This window comes from Mesorhizobium sp. M1E.F.Ca.ET.063.01.1.1 (assembly GCF_003998155.1).
In the GTDB taxonomy this organism is placed as follows: domain Bacteria; phylum Pseudomonadota; class Alphaproteobacteria; order Rhizobiales; family Rhizobiaceae; genus Mesorhizobium.
In genome coordinates, this window is the sequence record NZ_RZSC01000890.1 from 1 (window position 1) to 2,206 (window position 2,206).

A 2,206-nucleotide genomic window follows, 5' to 3' on the forward strand; every position below is an offset into this window, starting at 1 on the left:
GCCCAGTAGTGGCGGACGAGCCGCAACGCCGTGTCGTTGGCCTCCGAGCCGGAGGAGCCGTAGAAGACCTGGCTGACATGCTTCGGCGCCAGCTCCGCCAGCTTCTTCGACAAAAGCACAGGCGTCGGCGTCGAGCATTTGAAGAAGGAATTGTAGTAAGGCAGCTCCTTCATCTGGGCATAGGCAGCGTCCGCCAGTTCGTCGCGGCCATAGCCGACATTGACGCACCAAAGGCCCGCCATGCCGTCGAGGATTTCCGCTCCTTCGGAATCGTAGATGAACGGGCCGCCGGCGCGGGTGATGATGCGCGAGCCGATCTCGCGCAGTTCCTTGTGGTCGGTGAAAGGGTGAAGGTGATGCGCGGCATCGATTTGCTGAAGCTGCTTCAGCGAATAGTTCTGATAGGTCATGGATTTGATCTTTCCTCTTGAATCAATCCGGCGGGAGCCGGGGCGGATTCGTCAGAGGAAACGGGGCGGCGAATAGCCAATGCGGGCGCACAGCCGCAAAAGCTCGGCACGAAGCGTGCGCGGTGACGGCGTCACCGCGACCCCGAAGGCGCCTGATGTGCTGATGCGGACCATGGCGGCAGCTTAAGCTGCCTGCCATATTGAATTCAAGCCGTGCCGCGTTTTCAGTCTAGCATCGGATCGTCCGAAAACCGGCTTCCACTTTTCGGTCCGATGCTCAGCGCCCGCTGCAGAAAGACATAGCGCATCGCCGTCTGGGCAGCCTGCGGGCGCCGGTCGCCGCGTCCGCCATGTCCGCCTTCGGTTTCCTCGAAGAACAGCGTCCTAGTGTACCCTGCTGCCTGCAGCCGTGCCGCCATCTTGCGCGCATGACCGGGATGGACGCGGTCGTCGGCGGTCGAGGTCATCAACAGCACCGGCGGATAGGCGGCGCCGGAAGAGATGTGCTGATATGGCGAATAGGCGCCAAGCCATTCCGCCTCCTCCGGCTTCGACGGGTCGCCATATTCGGCGATCCAGGAAGCGCCGGGAGGCAGTTCGGTGTAGCGCAGCATGTCGAGCAGCGGCACGTCGATGATGACGGCGCCGAACAGCTTCGGCCGCTGCGTCAGCGACACGCCGGTGAGCAGGCCGCCATTCGAGCCGCCCTGGATGCCGAGCTGTGCCGCCGTGGTGATGCCGCGCCTGACCACATCCTCGGCCACCGCGGCGAAATCGTCGAAGGCCTTCTGGCGGCTGCCCTTGAGAGCGGCCTGATGCCAGGCCGGACCGAACTCGCCGCCGCCCCGGATATTGGCCTGCACATAGGCATTGCCCTTGTCCAGCCAGAGCCTGCCGCGAATGCCGGCATAGCCGGGCAAGAGCGGCACTTCGAAGCCGCCGTAGCCATAGAGCAGCGCCGGCACCGGCCCTTGCTGGGCGCGTCGCCGCACGACGAAATACGGGATCATCGTGCCGTCCTTCGAGCGCGCCTCGAACTGCTCCGAAACATAGGGCGAGGCGTCGAAGCGGGCCGGCTGCGATTTCACGGTTGCCAGCGTTTCGCCATTGTCGTCCGACCAGATGATCGAGCTCGGCGTCAGGAAATCGGTGAAAGAGAAGGAGACGCTGGAGCCGAAATGCTCGGCATGGCTGATGCCGACATTGCCGTTGTCCGGCAGGCCGACCGGCTTCAGCGACCAGCCGTTCCCGGTGCGATCGCAAACGACGACCTTGCCGCGCACATTGTCCATCAGATTGATGAACAGCCGGTCCTGCGTCCTGGCGAGGCCGGCAACGGAAACACGATGCTCCGGTTCAAGCAGGGTTTCGAATGGTCCAAACACGCCGGTTTCGATCCAGCTCTCGAAATCCACGGAATAGAGCCCGTCGGGCAGGCAGCGCGTGCCGTCGGGCGCGGTCCATGGGCTGCGCACGCCGAAGACAAGCTGTCCCTTGAAGATCGCCGTGTCGGTGGCATCGTCGGGCAGCGGGATGCGCTTGTTCTCGCCCGAAGCCAGCCGCAGGAAGCTGTGCGAAGTGAAGAAGTCGATCGTCTTGCCAAGCAGCACATGCCGCTTGTCGCCGTCGAACTCGACGCCGCCGCCGACCGCGAGGTGCTGCTTCTCGGCCTCGAATATCGGCGTTGCGTCTTCCAGCTTCGTGCCGCGTCGCCAGAGCTTGATCACGCGCGGATAGCCGGACTGGGTCTTGTCACCGTCCTCGAAGGCCGCCGAGACGATCACCGTGTCCTTGTC

General features: G+C 63.9%; 3 protein-coding genes. All 3 read right to left on the minus strand.

The window, feature by feature from the left end:
* The coding region (locus tag EOA29_RS33880) for an aminotransferase class III-fold pyridoxal phosphate-dependent enzyme (RefSeq protein WP_127222228.1) at positions 1–410 on the minus strand (410 nt) is incomplete at its 3' end.
* A gap of 51 nt (positions 411–461) precedes the next feature.
* Positions 462–584, minus strand: coding sequence for a capsid protein (locus tag EOA29_RS33885; RefSeq protein ID WP_066999731.1), 123 nt, complete (start codon positions 582–584; stop codon positions 462–464).
* Positions 585–634: 50 nt separating this feature from the next.
* Positions 635–2,206: prolyl oligopeptidase family serine peptidase (locus EOA29_RS33890; RefSeq protein WP_145969966.1), on the minus strand; the 1,572-nt coding region annotated here is incomplete at its 5' end.